We start from the raw sequence: 20515 nt of genomic DNA on the forward strand, positions 1-20515 counted from the left end.
CTATTATAAAACATTATAAATCACTATCTTTAAAGAGGTAATAGGATAGCGTATGAAAAAATTAGTTTATTTTATAGTTGGGGTACTGTTTTTTACCCAATCTTGCGAGCAAAAAAAAGAAGCTCCAAAAGAATTAGCACTTAATACGGTAACTTACGAAAGTGCTTTAGACGTTCCTGTAAATAAAGTTGGTGTTCTGATTAATATAGATTCTCTTGGTTTTTTTGATCATAATTCTCAAAATTTAGATCAAAACATTGATTCAAAATCAATTGAAAATCAGCTTAAACAAATAAATTCTAAATTTGATATTGTAAAAGTAATTCGTGATAAATCTGAAAAAATATTAAACGACAACAAATACACTTATCAAATGATTGATAGATTTGATAAAAACTTAGTTCCGAATGAATTAATCACAAAGGAAAATGTAAATCAAGTTAAATTTAATGATTTAAAAAAAGCGATTAATCAAGATGATTTAGTTTTAATTAATGTAAAATCGGGTCTTGATTATGATCCTGCCAACAAACAGAAATACATCGCCAAAACATATGTCTACATTAATATTCTAGACCTTAAAAATAATGCTTTAAAATATAGCGAAACAATTGGTGGAACTAAGTATATAGACGAAACAATCAATAAAAGTACGACGGATTATTTAGAGAAAATGATGAAAGAGTCATTAAACGAAACGTTGGATATTATTGATAATAAATATTAAATACATTGAACTATGCGCCATTTTTTTGGCAACTTTTGGAAGTCCTGAACCCTTAAAAAGTTTCAGGATTTTTATTTTTAATGATATTCTAATATTGACTTTTATTCATGGTATATTTTTTGTTAATTTTATGCTAAAATTATAGGATGCTTATTATTCGATATTTATCTTTTATTCCATTATTGACTTCTATTTCGGGATTTGCACAACAATTGATTGATCCGCAACTTCGATTGCCTGTTGAAAAAGCGATTGAGTCAAGTTATGAATTAAAAAATAAACAACTGGAAGTCGAAAAAAACAATTACCAATATGACGAAGTAAAAGGTAAACGACAACCAAATTTATCTGCAATTGCACTGGGTGGTTATCTAAACTCGAACGGAATCATCGATATTCCAACCAAATCAATCGATATTTTGTCCACAGAATTGTTTTCGGGTAATCAAAAATTCAATACCTCAGCAGGATTATTTACTGTCGGAATTAACGCTACTCAAATTATATTTTCGGGATTACAAATTCCAAATGCTTTGAATGCTATTCAGGAAAAAAGTACTGCTTTAGATTATTTGAAAGAAGCCGAAAAAGAAACTATAACCAAAGATATCTTACAAACCTATGATCAATTGATGTTATTGGTCAAAGTAGAAGAATTAATTTCAAATTCTGCAAAACGCTTGGATAAAGAGCATCTTAAAGTTCAAAAGGCAATTCAAAATGGTTTAGCTATTCCATACGATCGTGAAAAAATAAAATTAGCAATGCTAGAATTAGAAGCTCGACAAGTAGAACTGAATGGTAATCGACAATTACTGTACAAAAAATTAGAAACTTTAACGCATCTGTCTGAACAAGATCTTCAACAAATTCAATACGAACTAGCGCCAATTGACATTCTTGCTTCAAGTTATACTTTAGAAAATAAAAAAGAGTTGAAAGCACTTGAACACTCTGTGAAAGCTTACGAATTTATATATCAAAAAGAAAAAGGTTCACACTTACCACAAGTTTTTGCATTCGCGAACACCAATTATACGTCAATTTTTGGAAGTCGTTTCAAATTAAAAGATGTTGATATATTAGGTGATGTTAATTTGAAAATGAACCAATTTTCGATGTTTCCTAATATTTTGATTGGTATTGGCGCAAAATGGGAATTATTGGATGGCGGACAACATAAAAATAAATTAGCACAAGCGAAAACTGACATTTTAATAAATGAAAACAAGTTAAAAGATTCCCAAGAAAAACTGAATTTATTATTAAGTAAAAACAAAATTGATTACGAAACTTCTACTGAAAAATTGAAAGTAAATAATCAACAAAATACCATTGCAACAAATAATTTAGAAATCGCTTCAAGACGATTTCAAGAAGGATTAATAGATGTAACCGAACGTTTGGCTGCTGAAAATGATTATTACAAAGCCAATCTAGGTTATTATGCTCAAATCTTGGATCAACGCTCTAAAACCTACGAATTACTTCAAACTTCTGGAGAATTATTTAATAAATTATCAAATTAAAATCATGAAAAATAAATTATCCTATATTTTTGCTTTAAGCGGATTAATACTTTTTACAAATTGTAAATCATCTGACAAGGAAAATAGAAAAGAAGAGCAAACTATTTTTCAAGGTAAAATTGAGCGCGATCAAATTAGCGTTGTAACAAAAATTCCAGGAAAAATAGATCAAATATTAATTCACGAAGGTGATGAAGTAAAAAAAGGACAAACGCTTTTTGTCTTACAGTTACCAGAAGTTGATGCGAAGAAAAGTCAAGCAGAAGGTGCTGTAAATTCTGCCGAAGCTCAATACGAAATGTCAAAAAAAGGTGCTACAGATAATCAATTGAAACAATTGCGTGCAAAAGTTGCTGGTTTGAAAGAACAATTAGATTATGCAGAAAAATCAAATCATAGACTAAAAAATATGCTTCGAGATAGTCTTGTTCCGCAACAAAGTTATGATGAAGTTTATGCTAAATATCAAGGTGCTAAAAATCAATATTTAGCTGCAAAAGCGGAATTAGCTGATGCCGAAAATGGAGCGCGTGTAGAACAACAACGAATGGCTTTGGGACAAAAAGAGCGTGCTTTGGGAGCTTTGCAAGAAGTAGATGTTGCTGAGGCGGAAAGACACATCAAAGCACCACAAGATATGACGGTTGAAACAATTAATCTAAAAGTTGGAGAATTAGCTTTGGCTGGATATTCTATTGCAAACGGGATTTTGGAAGAAACTACATTTTTTAGATTTACAATTCCTGAGAATAAAATCGGACAATTGCAAAAAAATCAAATCGTCAATTTAAAAGTTCCTTATAAAAATAATATGGTTTTGAAAGGTAAAATTGTTTCGATAAAAGTGCTTAATTCGTATGCAAATATTTCGACTGCTTATCCTGATATTGATCAACAACAATCGCAATATGAAGTGAAAGTTGTTCCTGTTGACTATAAACAAGCTACTCAACTATTGACAAAAGCAAATGTAGTTTTAGATCTTAATGCTAAATAAATTCTGATGAAAACGATTTTTCATTTAATTATACGAGAATTCAAACTTTTCTTCAAGAATCCTGTTTTACCAATTTTATTCTTGGGAGCACCTATTATGTATGGTGTTCTGATCGGAAATGTTTATAAAAAAGGGAATGTAACCGATTTACCAATTATTGTTGTAGATGAAGATCATACGACGACAAGTCAGAAAATTATTCAGATGTTAGATGAAAATGAATCGGTGAAAGTTGCTGAAGTTTTACCTTCAACGTTTGATTCTAAGAATAAAGCTTTAGCAATCGGAGCTGAAGTTGTGGTTGTTATTCCTCGAAACTTTCAATCTGATGTACAACAAAAAAAATTACCCGAAATCGCTTATTTTGTAGATGCTTCAAACACGTTAACTTCTAATACAGCGGCAATCGCAATTACGACAGTTTTAACAACAATGAAAGCCGGAATTTCGATAGAAACAGCTCGGAAACAAGGCGTTCCTGAATATATTGCAACACAAAGCTACGAACCATTCAAATCAACGATGATTCGTCAAAATATCAGAAGTGGAAACTACTTATATTTTATGCTTCCAGGTGTTTTATTAACCGTATTACAACAGGTTTTATTATTAGGTTTAGCACTTTCATTTGCTTCAGAATTTGAGAATAGGACATTTAATGAATTGATCTTAAAATCATCCAATCCTTTTACCATTTTATTCGTCAAAACTTTCCCTTATTTATTTATGTCAGTATTTATATATATGCTGTATTACTGGTTCGGAATGTTTTATGACATGAAATTAGAGACCGAATTTTGGCCATTCTTCACTTCTTCTCTTGCATTTATTTTAGCCGTTTGTTTTTTAGGATTTTTAGTCAGCATTCTCCTTCCAAGCCAATTAAAAGCAACCGAAGTTTTGATGGTTGTTGCAACACCAAGTTTTATTTTAAGTGGATTTACATGGCCTTTAAGTCAAATGCCAAAATGGATTCAAGCAATTGCAGATTGCATTCCATTAACACATTATTTGAAAATATTCCGAATACTTTTCATCGAAAAAGGCGATCCTGCGTTAATTCAACCACATTTAAATAATCTAATTGTAATAGGAAGTATTTGCTTTATCTTATCTTTGGCTATTCTAATCGTTAAAATAAGAAAAGCTAAACAATCGATGAAACAAATCGGAACAGAAAAGATTTAGCATCTTTTTTTAACTACAAAACAGATAATAAACCATGAATTTTCTTACAGTTGAAAATCTAACCAAATCATATGGAATCCGAACTTTGTTTGAAGATGTAAATTTTCATGTGAATGAAGGAGACCAAATCGCATTCGTAGCAAAAAACGGAAGTGGGAAATCTACTTTACTTAAAATTTTAGCTGGATTAGAAACGGCTGATTCTGGCGAAGTTCGCCCAAATAAAGGTGTTAAAATTTTGATGTTAGATCAAAGTGATGACTTTGACGAAAATTTAAAAAGTGAAGAATATATTTTCAATCATTCGAATGAAGTTTTAGATATTGTTCGTCAATATGAAAACATGATCGAAAATGATCCAACAAATCCTGATTTAATTGATTTAATGGGAAAAATGGATGTTTTAGATGCATGGAAAGTTGAACCAACAATCAAGGAAATTTTATCAAAATTGAAGATTGATTTCTTGGAGCAAAAAATTGGAAAACTTTCTGGAGGTCAGCGAAAACGTATTTCTTTAGCAAAATTTTTGATTGATTTAAGTTTCGAAACTGGATATGTTCTTTTGATTTTGGATGAGCCTACCAACCATTTGGATATTGAAATGGTGGAATGGCTTGAATATTTCTTGAACAAAGAAAACAAAACATTGATTTTGGTTACGCACGATCGTTATTTCTTAGATGCAATTTGTACCAAAATTCTCGAAATGGAGGACAAAACATTGTATGTACATTCGGGAAATTACGAAACTTATATTACGAATAAAGCATTGCGTATCGAAAATCAAAATGCGACAATTGACAAAGCGAAAAACCTTTATCGTAAAGAGATTGAATGGATGCGTCGTCAACCACAAGCGCGTACAACAAAGTCTAAATCTCGTATTGATGCGTTTTATGATACTGAAAAAGTGGCTAAACATAAAATTGTCGATCAACAAGTAAAATTAGAAATGGTGATGACGCGTTTGGGTCAAAAAATCATCGAAATGGAACATGTTTCGAAAGCATTTGGTCAAAAGAAAATTTTAGATGATTTCTCTTATATATTCGCTCGTGGTGGAAAAATTGGTTTAGTCGGAAAAAATGGTGTTGGAAAAACCACTTTCTTAAAAATGTTAGAAGGAATCGAAACTATGGATTCTGGAACAATTGAACGTGGAGAAACCTTAAATATCGGACACTTTAAACAAGATGGAATAGAATTTAAAGGCGACGAACGTGTCATTGAGTTTGTGAAAGATATTGCAGATTTTTTCCCTCTTTCTAATGGAAAAGAAATGCGTGCAGAACAATTCTTAGAAATGTTTTTATTTACGCCAGAACAACAACATACATTCATCTCAAAGTTGAGTGGTGGAGAGAAAAAACGTCTGCAATTATTAGCAATTTTGTACAAAAATCCTAACTTTTTGATTCTTGATGAGCCAACAAACGATTTAGATTTACCTACTTTAACGGTTCTTGAAAGTTTCTTAGAAGAATATCAAGGTTGTTTATTAGTTGTTTCCCACGATAGATATTTTATGGATAAGGTGGTCGATGAATTGATGATTTTTGAAGGCGAAGGAAAAATTTCTCGTTATATGGGAACATATACAGAATATCACATCGAGAATAAAAACAAGCCTGTAACTGACGATAAAAAGATTGAAAAAGAAATCGTTATTCAGGAAAAAGTTGAATCGAAAGAGAAAGTTGTAGAGACAAAACCAAAAAAATTATCGTTTAAAGAACAACGAGAATTAGAAGAAATTAATAAATCTTTACCAATTCTTGAAGCCAAAAAAGAAGAATTAACGAATTTACTTTCCGACCCAAATTTAGGTTATGACAAAATCGCAACTATTGGAGAGGAACTTCAAAAAATTGTAAACGAATTAGAAGAAAAAGAATTTCGTTGGTTAGAATTAAGCGAATAAAAATATTGAAAAGGAACTTTTTTTGAGTTCCTTTTTTTGTTTTAAAAATTTATTCCTACATTTACTCTATCAATCATCAGGAGTTTCTGAAAAGTCAGAACACCAACCGAGCCAAAACCACGCTACGGTGGTATAGAATGAGGGCAAACGCCAAAATAAAAGGTTATTCTCCACTCTATCCTGTTGTTTTTATCATTAAAAAATTAAAACAATGGAAAATCTAAAAAATGAATTTGTCGTATTATTCCGTGAATTAACTGACAACGAATTAGTCGATCGCTTTAATCAAAATGTAGGAAACAGTTCTTGGAATTCTGCAAGAAGATGTTATGTCAAAACATTATTTGACGAATTACAATACCGTAATTTTGATAGCACAACCATAGAAAGAGGAAACACATTTTCGCTTCAACATTATGTAATATTAATTGAAAATAGATTAGAATATTTAGATTAAACATAAAAAAAGGAAAACTTGAAACAAGTTTTCCTTTTTATTTTATGGTAGACAATATTACTTACTCTGCTCTTTTATAAAATCATTAATCGTAACATTTAATCGTTTATTTCGGATATCTTTTTCAAAACGAATTGGTTCAGCAACACGTTCTGCACAATCTTTCATCCCACAATTTTCGCATGTAACCGCAACTTCTTTTACAGGAATTGATGGGTCATTCATAAATTTAATTTTACGTTGTGCTGATTTGTACAACACACCTATCGTTACGCTTCTTAAATAATTTGGATTGAATGGATCTTTCGTTGCTGAAGAAATTACATAATATTTTTGATTATTATTGAACGGATACAACGAAATTTGTGCAGAAATCTCATGATGATCATCTTGATGTTTTTCCAATTCTTTCAAAACATTTAACGAAACCCAACGACGACAATAATGCTCATCCGTTTCATTTGCTTGTGGCGATTGTTGTTGATTAAGGTGAAGTTCTTTCGTTAATTTATATGAATTTGAGCCAACTTTTGCTGACAAACGCAAGAAAAACAAATCACGAATATTAAAATGTTTGGGTAACAAATTTGTCATTCGTTGATAAACCGTCTCAGGAGATTCGGTATATTTTCCAAGAATTTCTTGAAATTTAGACAAATCATGATGCTCTATAGCAAACAAATTCTGCATATCCTTCAACAATTTTTCTTCTGGTAACAACAACGCTCCAGCAAAATAAGATGCATAAAAATTGTTTAACAATTGATCAAAATTATCGAAACTTGCCCACGAAAATGTATACAAACGCTCCTTCAAATCAAGGTAATTATAGCCTAATTCTTTCGCCAGAATAAATCGTTTTTGATCATTATCAGAATTGATATTGATATACAAAAGTTTTTTCTCTTTGATAAAAATAGAACGCAATTTCGCTAAATCCTTCCCTCCTAAAGAAGTGAAATCTTCATAAAGAATGGTATAATTATATTCCTCTTTCAGAATTTCTTCCATCGTTTCATTTTTTACAAAATCTTCAGATTCAATCAAATATTCTTGTAAAAAACTTTTTGCTGATTTTTCAATTTCAGGAAAATAATTATCATTTGCTTCCTGAAAAGACCTCAACGAAGCCAAGAAAAAACTTTCGCGCGTAAGATTGTAATTATTACCTATTTCAATCAACGTAGAAATAAATGCATTTACCTTCATTGGTGCGTTAGAAATGATCTCAATTAAATCTCTTTCTTCAATTCCGAAGAGTTCCAAAGGAATTTCTTGTAATAAATTTGATTGTAAAATCTCAGCGACTGGTGCTAAATTTTTATCCAATTTTAATGAAACTATCTCATCGTAAGGAATTTCCAACGCTTCGGCAAGAGCAACAATTTTATCAGTTTTTGGATATTTTTTACCTTTTTCGATCTCATTCAAATACGATTTCGAAAGTCCAGTTAGCTTAGATAACTTAAACAATGACAAATCTTTAGCCGTTCTAACTTGTTTTAGTTTTAACCCAAAAATTAATTTAATGTATTCTTCTTGCATAATTTTTTCAAAAATATTTGGTAAATGTAAACGAATTTTTATAATTTAGCGAACGTTCGCTGAAAGTAAAATTCCGCTCGAATAACCAAAACCAAAATTACAACAAAAACACAAAAAATGGATACTATTACAAGTGAATTAAAATTATCGCAGAATAAGCTGGATAGTTATCCAGATGTTTTGACAACCGAAGCAGTTAAATTTTTAACAGCTTTACACAAAAATTTCAATGAAAGACGTTTAGAACTTTTGGCGAATCGACAAGAAAGACAAATCTTTTTTGATTTGGGTAATTTTCCAACTTTTTTGTCAGAAACAAAAGAAATCAGAAATGGGGATTGGACAGCAGCTCCTATTCCAGCTGATTTACAAGACAGACGCGTTGAAATAACTGGTCCAGTTGACCGTAAAATGGTAATTAACGCGTTAAATTCTGGCGCTAAAACATTTATGGCCGATTTTGAAGATAGCAATTCTCCAACGTGGGATAACAATCTTCAAGGACAACAAAATTTAAGAGATGCAGTAAATGGTACTATTTCATTGGAAAATAATGGAAAAAAGTATCAATTAAACGAAAAAACTGCTGTCTTGCTTGTAAGACCGAGAGGTTTACATTTGAATGAAAAGAATATCATAATAGATAAACAAGAAATATCAGGCTCACTATTTGACTTTGGTTTATATTTTTTCCATAATGCACACACGTTACTTTCCAAGCAAAGTGGGCCTTATTTCTATCTTCCTAAATTAGAACATCACCTAGAAGCACGCTGGTGGAACGATGTTTTTGTTTTCGCACAAAATTATTTAAACATTCCACAAGCTACGATTAAAGCTACAGTTTTGATCGAAACTATAACAGCTTCTTTTCAGTTAGATGAAATTATTTACGAATTAAAAGACCACATCGCAGGCCTTAACTGCGGTCGTTGGGATTATATATTTTCTTATATCAAAAAATTTAAGAAACACCCAAATTTTATTGTTCCAGATCGTTCACAAGTTACGATGACTTCGCCTTTTATGGCTGCATATTCGCAAGCAGTTATTCAACGTTGTCATAAACGAAACATACATGCAATTGGTGGAATGGCTGCTCAAATTCCGATTAAGAATGATGAAAAAGCCAATGAAATTGCCTTTGAAAAAGTGAAGAATGATAAACTTCGCGAAGTAAAAAATGGACACGATGGAACGTGGGTTGCGCATCCTGCTTTGGTAAAAGTCGCAAAAGATATTTTTGACGAATATATGCCACAAGCTAATCAAATTGACAATAAGCGAGAAGATGTTGTAACAACTGCCGAGGCTTTGTTAGAATTGCCAAAAGGAACAGTTACAGAACAAGGAATTAGAGACAATATTAATGTCGGAATTTTATACATCGAAAGTTGGTTATCTGGAAAAGGTGCCGCAGCTTTATATAACTTAATGGAAGACGCAGCAACAGCAGAAATCTCTCGTACGCAGGTTTGGCAATGGTTAAGCCAGTCGATTACGTTAGAAAACGGATGCGAATTTAATAGTGACAAATACAAAAAATTAAGAGCCGAAGAGGTTCAAAAAATAAAAGAATTAGTTGGTGAGGAAAACTATTTGAACGGAAGATTTGAAGAAGCTATTTCAATCTTTGACGAATTAGTTTTATCGCACAAGTTTACCGAATTTTTAACATTAGAAGCCTATAAGTATATTGATTAAGCCCTTATAACCAGACACACACAAAAAGAAATACACACACAACACACATTCATAAACAAAACACAAAAAACACAATTATGAGCAATCAAGAAAGAATTCAGAAGATTCGGCAGGATTGGGAAACTAATCCACGCTGGACAGACATTGTTCGTCCTTATTCAGCAGAAGATGTAATTCGATTAAGAGGTTCTTTGGACATCGATTACACTTTAGCAAGATTAGGTTCTAAGAAACTTTGGGAAGGCTTAAATTCGAAGGCATTTATGGCGGGTTTAGGCGCTTTGAATGGTAATCAAGCCATACAAGAAGTGCAAGCTGGTTTGGATGCAATTTATCTTTCGGGATGGCAAGTTGCTGCAGATGCAAATCTTTCGGCAGAAATGTACCCAGATCAATCATTGTATCCAGCCAATTCGGTTCCGATGGTGATAAAACGTATTAACAATGCGTTGCGTCGTCGCGATGAAATACAATCTGTAACAGGTCAAGGAAACATTGATTATATGGTACCAATTGTTGCCGATGCAGAAGCTGGATTTGGAGGAAACTTGAATGCTTATGAATTGATGAAACAAATGATAGAAGCTGGTGCTGCTGGCGTTCATTTCGAAGATCAATTATCATCAGCCAAAAAATGTGGTCATCTTGGTGGAAAAGTTTTAGTTCCGACACAAGAAGCGATTAACAAATTGGTTGCAGCGCGTTTAGCAGCAGATGTTTCCGGCGTTCCTACTCTATTGGTTGCCAGAACTGATGCAGAAGCTGCGAATTTGATTACTTCGGATATTGACGAAAGAGATCAACCTTTTATTATACAAGGAAGTAGAACTTCTGAAGGTTTTTACAATGTGAGAAATGGTTTGGAACAAGGAATTAATCGAGGTTTAAGCTATGCGCCTTATGCTGATTTAATTTGGATGGAAACATCTAATCCAGATCTTGGAATGGCAAGAGAATTTGCACAAGCAATTCGAGAAAAATATCCAAATCAGATGTTAGCTTATAATTGTTCACCTTCATTTAACTGGGCAAAACATTTAACAGAAGCTCAAATGGAAACATTTCGCGAAGATTTAGCTGAAATGGGATACAAATTCCAATTTATCACTTTAGCTGGTTTTCATGCGATGAATACCTCTATGTTCGAGTTATCACGTGCTTACAAAGCCAAAGGAATGGCGGGATATTCGGCATTACAAGAAAGAGAATTTGCGTTACAAGAAGAAGGTTTTGCAGCTGTAAAACACCAATCTTTTGTAGGAACACAATATTTCGATTACGTACAAAACACAGTGCAACAAGGCATTTCGTCTACTACGGCAATGGCCGAAAGTACGGAAGCCGCACAATTCTAATACATACTTTTCAATTAAAAAGGACGTACCGCAACTACGTCCTTTTTTTATTTTTGATTTTGACTTCTTTACGACATCCTTAAAAGATATATTTTTATTTATGGTCAGGCTAAATTCCGTTAAATTTAGCATTCAAAAAAACACCTCTATAATCTCCTCAAGGGGATATTGTTCACATATTTTCATTCAAAATTATCAATCAACTTTCATAATCTGAAACGACTTTCCATTCATTTCGAACGAATCTTTTTCCGATTTCCCAACTAAGATTCTAGCCAAAGGGGTTTGAGTTGATAGAACAAAAATCTTTTTATTCTCGAAAATAATTTCCCCAAAACTACACGCCATACAGAAATTTCCCATCGTAGTTTCAACATAACTACCTAAACCAATGGTTTTGTTCTCCACAATTTTTATTTTAGAAAACACGTCTTGCTGAATTAAAACTTCATTCAATTGATTTTGAATTCGAGTAATTTCCTGTTGCATCATTTCGCGCGACGTTTCATACTTATCACCCATACTACTTTTAGTATCGTTGTTTGAAGCACGTAAATCGTCAATCAAACCATTCAAATACGTTATCTTATCGTCGATTTGTTGTGCTATAAATTGATATAATTCTGCTTTCATTTCTTTCAATTAAATTGTTTGAGGCTTATTCTTAAATTTCAGCATGTAAATGGTTCCCAAAAGACAAATAAATGCCGAAACATAAATCACCATCGGAATACGATCCAAATAATCCTGAAAATACCAACCCGCGCACAATGCTCCAAATCCTATCCCCGCTTCCAACGCAATATACATCGTTGCCATTGCCTTTCCACGTTCATCAGGTTTGCTAAAATCTATTGTCCATGCATTTAGTGCAGGAGAAAGAATTCCGGTTGAAATGCCATACATCAAACCTCCTAAAATCAACCCTATTTTTGCATCAATAGAAGCCAAAAGTACCAATGCAATAATCAATAAAACTAAGCCTAATTTTATCACCAACACACGCCCTTTTTGGTCAGATATCTTACCTGCAAAGAAACGAACCATCATAGATGATATTGTAAATACGATAAAGAAAACGCCTTTATTTTGAAAACCTAAATGTTCGGTCCAATCTGGAATTAATGTCAATATAGAACCATAAGCAACATACGAAAGAAACGTAATCAATGCCGCTGGCAAAGCTTCTTTTGCAAAAACATCTTGCTTCGAAATCTTTAGTAATCCGAACGAAAATTTCTGTTTATTTTGCAAGGTCTCTTTCATATTGAATAAAATCAATATCGATAATAATGCGAAAAACGAAGACGTAAAAAACATCACATTAATCGATGTATATAATGTAATTGTACTTCCCAATGCAGGTCCAATTGCCATTCCGATACTGAAACAAATTCCGTGCAAGCCCAATGCTTCGCCCCAACGTTCGCGCGGAATAATATCTGCAATATAAGCTGCTGTTGCAGTGGGTTTGAAACCTGTCGAAAAGCCGTGTACCAATCTCAAAAATAAAAAACCTGAAACGGTTGTTAAAACAGGATATAAAATTCCGCACACAAAACAGACAATAGAACCGACTGCCATAATAGGTACCCGCCCCACTTTATCGGTTAATTTTCCACTAAAAGGTCTCGAAATTCCCGCTGTCAAGGTAAATAATGCAATAATAAATCCTTTGTATTCTGCTCCTCCCATGCTGCTTAAATAAGCAGGTAGCTCGGGAATCATCATATTAAAACTCGCTGAAAACAACAACGAACTCAAACACATTAAAATAAAATGGAGATTATAAACGGGATCTGAATTTAATTTTTTATTAATGGCAGAAAACATAACGGATTTTTTGCAAAGGTAATTTATCTTAACCGAAACAAACTACACAATCCAAAAGTATTACTTGTTACAAAAAATTACTACATCATTCAACATTGTTAGCCGATATTTCATTGATTATATTCATGAAATTTCTTATTTAAGAACTACTTAGTTGATATGAAAATAACTTTTACATTAGAATACAGTTAAAATACCTTATTGTATTTAATTACTTACTAAATAATTCTTATTTTTGCTATATCAATTCTACTACCCTAAAAAACGATCTGACCAACTATTATTTTCAAGCATGAAAAACTATGAAAACCTAAAAGAGACCTTGTCTTTTTATGGCGTAAATTGTAATAAACTATATTATATCTCATCAGGAAATCCAATTTTTGCTTTTCCTGAAAGATCATTTCGAATCGACTTTTATGCATTTTGTATTTGTTTATCTGGCTCAATAGAAGTTGAGATAGATTCTCAGAAATATTGTATTACTCAAAACGAATTCTTGATTTCTGCTCCTTCTACTGTTTTGAAAATTCTAGATACTAACTCTAATTTTAGAATGAAATTGTTGTTTTTTGAGAAAAATTTTCTCCTTAAAAACATTTCTAATCCTTTCTTTATTGATAAACTTAATTTGTTTACACATCAAAACTTTACAGTTTGTAAGGCAAATAAAAAAGATGCGAATCATCTTTTAATGTTAATCAATTATCTTCAAGAACAACGAGAAAGAAATGTTTTGTTCTTAGAAGATATTATTCGATCGATTATTTTTACTTTACTTCTTGAATCTGCCTCTATAATTGCTGAACAATATTCAAAAGTAAATAAAAATTATTCCCGCGAAATCAACACTCTATTTTGTAAGTTTACACAACTTGTTCAAGAAAATGTTATCGCTCACAAAGACGTACAGTTTTATGCAGATCAATTGTTTATTACAAATAAATATTTGATTCACCTTGTAAAAAAAGCAACTAAGAAAACTCCACATGTTATTATTGACGAGTATTTATTAAAAGAAGCGTATGTTTTGCTTGGCTACTCAGAGAAAACAATTGTCCAAATAGCATTAGATCTAGGTTTCAACTCTTCTTCATCTTTTGGTCGGTTTTTTAAAAAATACACTTCAATTTCTCCTCAACAATATAGAAAACAACAACATATATAAAAAAAGAAATTTGGGATACAAATGACGAATTTCGGGATACTTTAGAAAAATAATAAAGCGTAATTTTATTCTAGAATCTTAAAAAAAATAATTATGGATAAAGTTACTTCAAAATTTGACAACGTTTTAAATCATTCTACAATCTACGGAAATATTGATCATCAACCAGATGCAAGTAAAGAAACACCAAGAAACACTCCAGAAAAATCTTATCCTTTCTCTGATCAGATAGGAAATTACCAACGCAATAAAGGAATTCCTACAAAATCTTATAAGGACAGTAAGGTATATATTGTGGGAAGTGGTATTGCAGGTTTAGCTACTGCCTATTATTTTATTAGAGACGGACATTTCACTCCAGAGAATATCACATTTATAGAACAACTTCAGGTTGAAGGAGGTTCGTTAGATGGAGCTGGAAATGCAAAAGATGGTTACATAATTCGAGGAGGTCGAGAAATGGATTGTACCTACGAGAATTTATGGGATATTTTCCAAGACATTCCTGCATTAGAGTTACCAGAACCTTATAGTGTTTTAGACGAATATAGATTAGTAAATGATAATGATTCTAATTATTCTATTGCACGTTTAATTCATGAAAAAGGGAAAGTAAAAGACTTTAGTAAATTTGGTTTAAATAAGAAAGATCAATTAGCTATTATCAAACTTTTGTTGAAGAAAAAAGAAGAATTGGACGACATAACGATTGAAGATTATTTTAATCAATCATTCTTAGAAAGTAATTTCTGGACATTTTGGCGCACAATGTTTGCCTTTGAGAATTGGCATAGTTTACTAGAATTCAAATTATATATGCATCGCTTTTTACATGCGATTGATGGTTTAAATGATCTTTCTTCATTGGTGTTCCCTAAATACAATCAATACGACACTTTTGTTACGCCATTAGGTAAATGGTTAAAAGAAAAAGGAGTAAAAATTCAGTTAAATACACTGGTTAAAGATTTAGATTTATTAATTAATACAGAAGGAAAAGTAGTCAAAGGAATTATAACAGAACAAGATGGACAAGATGTAATTATTCCTGTTACACCAAATGATTATGTTATTGTAACTACTGGTTCTATGACTGAAGATACTGCGTATGGAGATAATACAACGGCACCAGTTTTAGCGATAGATAATAATACTAGTGGTCAAAGTGCAGGATGGAAACTATGGAAAAACCTTTCTGCTAAATCTCCTGTTTTTGGTCGTCCAGAAAAATTTTGTGGGAATATTGAAAAATCTTCATGGGAATCTGTTACTTTAACTTGTAAACCTTCTGCATTAGTAGAAAAACTAAAAGAATATTCTGTTAATGATCCATATTCAGGTCAAACTGTTACAGGTGGAATTATTACCATTACAGATTCTAATTGGTTAATGAGTTTTACTTGTAATCGTCAACCACATTTTCCTACACAACCAGATGATATTTTAGTTCTTTGGGTTTATGCATTATTTATGGATAAAGAAGGAAACTACATCAAGAAAACAATGCCTACTTGTACAGGAAACGAAATCCTAACAGAATTATGTTATCATTTAGGAATTGAAGACCAAATAGATGACGTTATTGAGAATACAATCACTCGTTCTGCTTATATGCCTTACATCACATCTATGTTTATGCCTAGAGCAAAAGGAGATCGCCCACAAGTAGTTCCAGCTGAGTGTAAGAATCTAGGTTTAGTTGGTCAATTTGTAGAAACCAATAACGATGTAGTTTTCACAATGGAAAGTTCTGTTCGTACCGCACGTATTGCAGTTTATGAATTACTTAATTTAAATAAGCAAGTTCCAGACATTAATCCATTACAATACGACATTCGTCATTTATTAAAAGCAACTAAAACGTTGAACGATGATAAACCATTTATGGGTGAAGGTTTATTGAATAAAGTTTTAAAAGGAACTTATTTTGAACATATTCTACCTATTGGATCAGATTCTCCTCAAGAGGAAGAAGAAAAAGAATCTTTTCTATTAGAACAATTTGGTAAATTCAAAGAATGGGTAGGACATTTTAGAGGTTAAAATCACCCTCAATTCAATCCTGAATACCAATACTATAAAACCAATAAAAGCTTCTAAATCTTTAGTGATTTAGAAGCTTTTTGAGTATTACTATATTTTTTCTATTTAAAAACTATACCAGCTTTTATTAATAAATATTAGCTATAGTGATATTATTATTGAATTATTAAAGGTTTTATTTCAAATTCTGATTCAATATTTTCCTTTAATTTTAGAAATTCTATTGTATGCATACTATGCAAATCAACATCAGTTAATCCAAATGGTCCATTTTCTCAGTAATATATAGTCCATTTTCAAGCTCAATTATTGCTTTCTCCATTTCATCAAGTTCATTTTCGAAATATTTAAAATGATAATTAATGATTTTTAAATTTAAAATTAATTCTATTGGTTTAGATTCAACTTTCCTTGCTAATTCAAACTTTTTTAAAGTTTCACTTTCATTCCATTCTTCTGTTGGAAAGTAAGGAATTTGAATTAGTTTATCATTATCAATTTTTATAAAAGACTCAAACTCCTGTAATCCATATTTATTTTCTGGGTTATAACAATATTTTATTTCGGTTATAATTTTTCCAATACTATCAGTCAGGGTCATTTTACAAAATTAAACTTAACAATATTTCTTTACAAGAATAAACAAAACCTGTTTTACAAAAAAGTTGTCATTTCTATATTTCATTCAACAACATTCCAATATACAAAATCTCAACCACTCCCAACACCCCACAAAAAAAGCTCTTATCAAAGAGCCATTTGGTTAAAGAACTGTTTTGGATAATAAAATTTATTTCCAAATTTTATATAAGGAATCTTATTCGTTTTCCTCATCCTATACAACGTTTTGTCACTCACGTTAAGCAAACTTTTTAGGTCTGCGTTATCATAGAATTTCTGATTTTCTTCTAATAGTAGAAAAGTTTTTTGGAATTCTATCAGCAGGAGCTTCATATCCTTTAATGCCTCTCCATCGTTTTGTAAAAATAAATCATTTTTCATATATTTAGTTGATGTTAAGATGTACTAATTTATAAAATAAATACTTAATAACCAAATATTTACCAAACAAACAATATTCCTTTACACGAAATCTAGCTATCACCCTACTTTTTGTAGAGTACTCAAATCGATTATGTTCGACAATAAACCAATGTATCGTTGAACAGTTTTAGGATTAAAACCATAAATACAAGCAAGGTTCTCCCAGAATTTTACACCAAACATAAAGATGAAAAAAAAACACATATTCACTTTGCAAAAAAAATACCACATAGAAACATAGAACCAAATGATTTTGCTTTCCAATTAGTAGTCTACCTATTCGTATTTTCAACTAATTTTTACAAGCCATCACAACTAAAACTATGTTTCTATGTGGTCAAAATAAATTTGAACAACATCTATAAAATTCTATTTTCGATACGATTCTTCTTCACTCTTCTACGCCGTTAAACAAAGTATTGTACCGAAAAATCACTCCAATCAACGAACTTCATTTTACTACTACCTCACTACTACCTTTACACAACCATATACTCGCCAAGATAAATACTGGTACTCGCCATAGCCTTTGTTTCACTATTCAGAAACGCCCAAAAATTCACTTTTTTGCCATTGTAATACGTTGGTAAAGTAACATCTATAATCATAGAATCACGAGTTACAACATTCTGAAACACTTCGAACGAATTTAGTTCCTCGCAATAACAAACAAGATTCACAAAATCCGAAGGTTGCGCATTGCCTTGCCCAGAATTATCTTCCCAATTCATTTGGAAACTATCCCCACCTGCCGTCTCTATCGTAGGTTGTAAAAAGCCAACCAAATCGCCTTTCGACACCAATACACGCTCTAATACAATAACAGGTAAACCATTCTCCATTTCCAATGCATTGTTCAGCATATAAGAAGTCGCGATGTTGTAGCGCGATTTTAGCCCGACTCTATTCCCAAAATATAAATTAAGAATAAGACGAATTGGTTGCAAAAAACCAATAATTTTCTTAAATTTGATTTGTTGCATCAATTGCAAATCAGTAGGTTGGCTTTTAGATTTTTTTGGCAAACTACGGATAATGTCTTTGCCGCGCCAATTAACGCCTACTACAGTTCCTACTTTTCCTGAGAATCCACCAAGGATTCCTTTTTTAATTTCTGCCATAATTGCAAGTTTTTATTGTTAATATTCATAAAGTTAGCAACAGAAACAACACCATTTACAAAAACACAATTTTGTGCCCGCATTTGCCCTGCTCTGCCCGCATTTGTCCACTTTTGTCCAGTTGCTTTTTACACAATAATAGTAATATAACAAAATAAAAACCTCGCTAACCTCCTATTTATAAGAGCTAGAGAGAAGTTGAATTTTTGGTCAATTTTGGTCTTGTTCGACCATTGTTCGACCATTGTTCGACGAATCTTCGGAAAAACGGCATTCTCGTCGAAGAACGGTCGAAGAAAACACGAACAAAAGTGGGAGGAAATTGAAATTGTAAAAATAAAATGATGCAAGAATACTTTGTTTCGCTATCCATACATTCATTATTACATTCTACATTAAATTATTTCGTGATACATGAATATTGTTTTTATAAATATCTTATTTACAAGAAAATAATTATATTTGCTTCTAATTTTACGAAATGCAGATATAGGTGATTTTTTACGAAACAAAAGCTAGATCAGTTTCGTGAAAAAACAATGTTGGTTGCAATTTTTAACAGCATGACGTTGAAGAATTACGGTTTATTTAAATAGTTTTGAAGAACATTTTACAAATTTCTCAAATATAGCCACTCACTACTAAAGAGATTATATCGTATTTTGTAAACAAATTGATTTATTAAATTATTACCAATATGGGAAATAACCCAACCTACTGCAGGAAGCAGATTAATTAATTTAACACTAAAAAAAATTACATGAAAAAATTAGTTTTTACATTAGGTTTTATGCTAATTGGAACACTTGCTTTTGCTTCAAATGAAAAGATTGAAGAACCCAAAACAATTATTCAAAAAGAAAATTGTGAAGAAAAAAGATCTTTAACAATACAAGTATTTGAAGAGGCTAACTTAGGATTATCTTCAGATGAGTTAATTGAACTTGGAGACGCTATGTACAATATTTGTACATTTAACAATATGAATAGATAATCATTATTTTTTTTATTTTGATCCTTTAATAATTAAAGGATCAAAATAAATATTAATTATAATTTATAATATGAAAACAATTAAAATTTTAATATTATTATTATTTACTTATAATCTATTTGCTCAAGAAAAAGCTAATACATTTATATATAAATTTTATAATGCTTATGACTCTGAAAAAATCACCGCATTAAGTAAAAAAGGAATTTCGGTAAAATTCGACGATTCAATAACATATATACTTGAACAAAATGATTCAATAGGAACTTTTAAAGCCGAGTCTAAATTAAATAATTCACAAGGTACTAGCTTCGATTTAACAGAAGTATTTATAAAATCTCAAGGTGATTTTTTTTATGATTACAAAAATAACATTACATTAAACAGTAGAAGAGATTATGTAATTAAAATTGATGAAAATGATTTTACTTGGGAGATTATTGAAGACAATATTTCTTGTTTGGAACGTATATGTAAAAAAGCTAAATTTACAAAAATAGAAAAAGGAGTAACAAAAGACAGAGAATATACAATTGAAGTTTTATATGATGACAGTTATTCAAAAAATATATTACCGTTTGGACTTTTAGGTTTAAAAGGATTAATTGTTAAAATTAACTTTAATGGTAATCAAGAAGTTATCCTAGAAGAAATGAAATATAATAAAAATATCAAAATAAAACCTTTCAAGGATAAAAGAAAAATAATTACTCAAAGAGAGTATAATGAAATTTTAAACAATAAAATGCTGGAAATGAAAGATAGACTAAATTTAAAAGTTGTAATTCCTAGTTAAAAAAACTGCTACCAATAACTAAGCTTTCGTCTTGCCCGGAGGGCTAGAGATGAAAGCCCGTTGAACGGAACCGGAGTAGCTTTATGTATT

General features: G+C 31.3%; 18 protein-coding genes and 1 riboswitch. Of the genes, 12 read left to right on the forward strand and 6 right to left on the reverse strand.

The window, feature by feature from the left end:
- Positions 1 to 52: 52 nt before the first annotated feature.
- The 6 genes from HXZ69_RS12620 (at position 53) to HXZ69_RS12645 (ending at position 6822) form a co-directional block, all read left to right on the forward strand.
- Positions 53 to 727: a hypothetical protein gene (locus tag HXZ69_RS12620; RefSeq protein ID WP_286485609.1), complete on the forward strand. Its 675-nt coding sequence runs from the start codon at positions 53 to 55 to the stop codon at positions 725 to 727.
- Positions 728 to 873: 146 nt separating this feature from the next.
- Positions 874 to 2256 (forward strand): TolC family protein, encoded by a 1383-nt coding sequence (locus tag HXZ69_RS12625; RefSeq protein WP_286496187.1) that lies wholly within the window; start codon positions 874 to 876, stop codon positions 2254 to 2256.
- 4 nt (positions 2257 to 2260) lie between these two features.
- Positions 2261 to 3253: an HlyD family secretion protein gene (locus HXZ69_RS12630; RefSeq protein ID WP_286496188.1), complete on the forward strand. Its 993-nt coding sequence runs from the start codon at positions 2261 to 2263 to the stop codon at positions 3251 to 3253.
- A gap of 6 nt (positions 3254 to 3259) precedes the next feature.
- Positions 3260 to 4441 (forward strand): ABC transporter permease, encoded by a 1182-nt coding sequence (locus tag HXZ69_RS12635; protein WP_286496189.1) that lies wholly within the window; start codon positions 3260 to 3262, stop codon positions 4439 to 4441.
- Positions 4442 to 4475: 34 nt separating this feature from the next.
- On the forward strand, positions 4476 to 6365 hold the full coding sequence (locus tag HXZ69_RS12640; RefSeq protein ID WP_286496190.1) for an ABC-F family ATP-binding cassette domain-containing protein: 1890 nt from the start codon (positions 4476 to 4478) through the stop codon (positions 6363 to 6365).
- Positions 6366 to 6433: 68 nt separating this feature from the next.
- A riboswitch (SAM-I-IV-variant riboswitch) is annotated at positions 6434 to 6533 on the forward strand.
- Between the two features lie 43 nt (positions 6534 to 6576).
- Positions 6577 to 6822, forward strand: a complete 246-nt coding sequence (locus HXZ69_RS12645) for a hypothetical protein (RefSeq protein WP_286496191.1) — start codon at positions 6577 to 6579, stop codon at positions 6820 to 6822.
- A gap of 57 nt (positions 6823 to 6879) precedes the next feature.
- Here HXZ69_RS12645 and HXZ69_RS12650 read toward each other — a convergent pair whose 3' ends face one another.
- Positions 6880 to 8367, reverse strand: coding sequence for a helix-turn-helix domain-containing protein (locus HXZ69_RS12650; protein WP_180904730.1), 1488 nt, complete (start codon positions 8365 to 8367; stop codon positions 6880 to 6882).
- 117 nt (positions 8368 to 8484) lie between these two features.
- Here HXZ69_RS12650 and aceB point away from each other — a divergent pair, with 117 nt between their 5' ends.
- Positions 8485 to 10071: a malate synthase A gene (aceB, locus tag HXZ69_RS12655; RefSeq protein ID WP_286496192.1), complete on the forward strand. Its 1587-nt coding sequence runs from the start codon at positions 8485 to 8487 to the stop codon at positions 10069 to 10071.
- 77 nt (positions 10072 to 10148) lie between these two features.
- Positions 10149 to 11426, forward strand: coding sequence for an isocitrate lyase (gene aceA, locus HXZ69_RS12660; protein ID WP_353655965.1), 1278 nt, complete (start codon positions 10149 to 10151; stop codon positions 11424 to 11426).
- Between the two features lie 195 nt (positions 11427 to 11621).
- Here aceA and HXZ69_RS12665 read toward each other — a convergent pair whose 3' ends face one another.
- Both HXZ69_RS12665 and HXZ69_RS12670 read right to left on the reverse strand, forming a co-directional pair.
- On the reverse strand, positions 11622 to 12059 hold the full coding sequence (locus tag HXZ69_RS12665) for a hypothetical protein (protein ID WP_286496193.1): 438 nt from the start codon (positions 12057 to 12059) through the stop codon (positions 11622 to 11624).
- Between the two features lie 9 nt (positions 12060 to 12068).
- Positions 12069 to 13259, reverse strand: a complete 1191-nt coding sequence (locus tag HXZ69_RS12670) for an MFS transporter (protein ID WP_286496195.1) — start codon at positions 13257 to 13259, stop codon at positions 12069 to 12071.
- Positions 13260 to 13551: 292 nt separating this feature from the next.
- Here HXZ69_RS12670 and HXZ69_RS12675 point away from each other — a divergent pair, with 292 nt between their 5' ends.
- Together HXZ69_RS12675 and HXZ69_RS12680 are read left to right on the forward strand one after the other, a co-directional pair.
- A complete protein-coding gene (locus tag HXZ69_RS12675; protein ID WP_286496197.1) occupies positions 13552 to 14427 on the forward strand; it encodes an AraC family transcriptional regulator in 876 nt (291 codons plus the stop codon).
- Positions 14428 to 14520: 93 nt separating this feature from the next.
- Positions 14521 to 16470, forward strand: coding sequence for an oleate hydratase (locus HXZ69_RS12680; RefSeq protein WP_260542696.1), 1950 nt, complete (start codon positions 14521 to 14523; stop codon positions 16468 to 16470).
- A gap of 253 nt (positions 16471 to 16723) precedes the next feature.
- Here the strand turns inward: HXZ69_RS12680 and HXZ69_RS12685 are convergent, their stop codons facing one another.
- The 3 genes from HXZ69_RS12685 to HXZ69_RS12695 form a co-directional block, all read right to left on the reverse strand.
- Positions 16724 to 17071 (reverse strand): hypothetical protein, encoded by a 348-nt coding sequence (locus tag HXZ69_RS12685; protein ID WP_125349230.1) that lies wholly within the window; start codon positions 17069 to 17071, stop codon positions 16724 to 16726.
- A gap of 146 nt (positions 17072 to 17217) precedes the next feature.
- Entirely contained in the window at positions 17218 to 17472 is a 255-nt protein-coding gene (locus HXZ69_RS12690) for a helix-turn-helix domain-containing protein (RefSeq protein ID WP_312067372.1), read from the reverse strand.
- Between the two features lie 521 nt (positions 17473 to 17993).
- Positions 17994 to 18635 carry a DUF6266 family protein gene (locus HXZ69_RS12695; protein ID WP_115001161.1) on the reverse strand — a complete coding sequence of 214 codons (642 nt, stop codon included), beginning with the start codon at positions 18633 to 18635 and terminating at the stop codon, positions 17994 to 17996.
- 760 nt (positions 18636 to 19395) lie between these two features.
- On the opposite strand from HXZ69_RS12695, the gene HXZ69_RS12700 reads away from it, so the two are divergent.
- Both HXZ69_RS12700 and HXZ69_RS12705 read left to right on the forward strand, forming a co-directional pair.
- A complete protein-coding gene (locus HXZ69_RS12700) occupies positions 19396 to 19629 on the forward strand; it encodes a hypothetical protein (protein ID WP_171622699.1) in 234 nt (77 codons plus the stop codon).
- 70 nt (positions 19630 to 19699) lie between these two features.
- Positions 19700 to 20425: a hypothetical protein gene (locus HXZ69_RS12705; RefSeq protein WP_286496198.1), complete on the forward strand. Its 726-nt coding sequence runs from the start codon at positions 19700 to 19702 to the stop codon at positions 20423 to 20425.
- Positions 20426 to 20515 lie beyond the last annotated feature (90 nt).

It is taken from the genome of Empedobacter sp. R132-2 (assembly GCF_030324375.1).
In the GTDB taxonomy this organism is placed as follows: Bacteria; Bacteroidota; Bacteroidia; order Flavobacteriales; family Weeksellaceae; genus Empedobacter; species Empedobacter falsenii_B.

Excerpts from the sequence above, each read along its gene's own strand:
- HXZ69_RS12620 (WP_286485609.1), top strand. The coding sequence starts at position 53 with ATGAAAAAATTAGTTTATTTTATAGTTGGGGTACTGTTTTTTACCCAA.
- aceB (WP_286496192.1), top strand. The coding sequence starts at position 8,485 with ATGGATACTATTACAAGTGAATTAAAATTATCGCAGAATAAGCTGGAT.
- HXZ69_RS12685 (WP_125349230.1), bottom strand. The coding sequence starts at position 17,071 with ATGACCCTGACTGATAGTATTGGAAAAATTATAACCGAAATAAAATAT.
- HXZ69_RS12625 (WP_286496187.1), top strand. The coding sequence starts at position 874 with ATGCTTATTATTCGATATTTATCTTTTATTCCATTATTGACTTCTATT.
- HXZ69_RS12675 (WP_286496197.1), top strand. The coding sequence starts at position 13,552 with ATGAAAAACTATGAAAACCTAAAAGAGACCTTGTCTTTTTATGGCGTA.
- HXZ69_RS12645 (WP_286496191.1), top strand. The coding sequence starts at position 6,577 with ATGGAAAATCTAAAAAATGAATTTGTCGTATTATTCCGTGAATTAACT.
- HXZ69_RS12630 (WP_286496188.1), top strand. The coding sequence starts at position 2,261 with ATGAAAAATAAATTATCCTATATTTTTGCTTTAAGCGGATTAATACTT.
- HXZ69_RS12695 (WP_115001161.1), bottom strand. The coding sequence starts at position 18,635 with ATGGCAGAAATTAAAAAAGGAATCCTTGGTGGATTCTCAGGAAAAGTA.
- HXZ69_RS12635 (WP_286496189.1), top strand. The coding sequence starts at position 3,260 with ATGAAAACGATTTTTCATTTAATTATACGAGAATTCAAACTTTTCTTC.
- HXZ69_RS12700 (WP_171622699.1), top strand. The coding sequence starts at position 19,396 with ATGAAAAAATTAGTTTTTACATTAGGTTTTATGCTAATTGGAACACTT.
- HXZ69_RS12665 (WP_286496193.1), bottom strand. The coding sequence starts at position 12,059 with ATGAAAGCAGAATTATATCAATTTATAGCACAACAAATCGACGATAAG.
- HXZ69_RS12705 (WP_286496198.1), top strand. The coding sequence starts at position 19,700 with ATGAAAACAATTAAAATTTTAATATTATTATTATTTACTTATAATCTA.
- HXZ69_RS12640 (WP_286496190.1), top strand. The coding sequence starts at position 4,476 with ATGAATTTTCTTACAGTTGAAAATCTAACCAAATCATATGGAATCCGA.
- HXZ69_RS12680 (WP_260542696.1), top strand. The coding sequence starts at position 14,521 with ATGGATAAAGTTACTTCAAAATTTGACAACGTTTTAAATCATTCTACA.
- HXZ69_RS12690 (WP_312067372.1), bottom strand. The coding sequence starts at position 17,472 with ATGAAAAATGATTTATTTTTACAAAACGATGGAGAGGCATTAAAGGAT.
- HXZ69_RS12670 (WP_286496195.1), bottom strand. The coding sequence starts at position 13,259 with ATGTTTTCTGCCATTAATAAAAAATTAAATTCAGATCCCGTTTATAAT.
- HXZ69_RS12650 (WP_180904730.1), bottom strand. The coding sequence starts at position 8,367 with ATGCAAGAAGAATACATTAAATTAATTTTTGGGTTAAAACTAAAACAA.
- aceA (WP_353655965.1), top strand. The coding sequence starts at position 10,149 with ATGAGCAATCAAGAAAGAATTCAGAAGATTCGGCAGGATTGGGAAACT.